The organism is Alcanivorax sp. HI0007 (genome assembly GCF_001635525.1).
Taxonomy (GTDB): Bacteria; Pseudomonadota; Gammaproteobacteria; order Pseudomonadales; family Alcanivoracaceae; genus Alcanivorax.
Window position 1 is genome coordinate 1 of sequence record NZ_LWEJ01000098.1, and the last position, 238, is coordinate 238.

Annotated in this window: 1 protein-coding gene; it reads left to right on the top strand. The window is 60.1% G+C overall.

The window, feature by feature from the left end:
* The coding region (locus A3714_RS06155; RefSeq protein WP_156493831.1) for a TIM barrel protein at positions 1 to 238 on the top strand (238 nt) is incomplete at both ends.

Sequence of the window (238 nt, forward strand, 5' to 3'; positions counted from 1 at the left end):
AGTACCTGTTTCCCTATGACTGGCCGGCTGACACTCTGGCAGCAAGGTTGAAGGCGCACTCTCTTACCCAGGTACTGTTCAACCTGCCGCCGGGAGACTGGCAGGCCGGTGAGCGAGGCATTGCCTGCCTGCCAGACCGGGTGGAGGAATTTCGAGAAGGCGTCATTCAGGCTCTGGAATACGCGCAGGCACTGGGTTGCGAGCGGATTAATTGCCTGGCCGGAATTCGACCTGCCTC